Origin of the sequence: Metallosphaera javensis (ex Hofmann et al. 2022) (assembly GCF_022064045.1) — an archaeon.
In the GTDB taxonomy this organism is placed as follows: domain Archaea; phylum Thermoproteota; class Thermoprotei_A; order Sulfolobales; family Sulfolobaceae; genus Metallosphaera; species Metallosphaera javensis.
Map to the genome: position 1 here is coordinate 1 of NZ_JAKNCW010000074.1, position 249 is coordinate 249.

Genomic DNA, 249 nt, shown 5'->3' on the forward strand with positions numbered 1-249 from the left:
AGAACGAGACCTACGGAGTACCTCATCATATCAAAGCTCCTGTTCACTGCCTTGGTTGCCCTCTTGAACCTCACGAGCCTGTCCCTGAGGGACGAGTGGAAGGACTCGTTGGGGTTAACGGGTGACACGACCCTGTGCTCGGGGAGGAGGAAATAGACGTTGTAGTCGTCCGAAACCCATGTCCCCTTCTCGGGCACGTACTGCGCGAGCTCCTGAAACGTGTTCTCGCTCCTGTCTCCCACGGAGAAC

1 pseudogene is annotated in these 249 nt (G+C 57.0%); it reads right to left on the reverse strand.

The features are described from left to right. A pseudogene (locus tag L3N51_RS12450) lies at positions 1-249 on the reverse strand (IS1 family transposase); the annotation flags it as partial.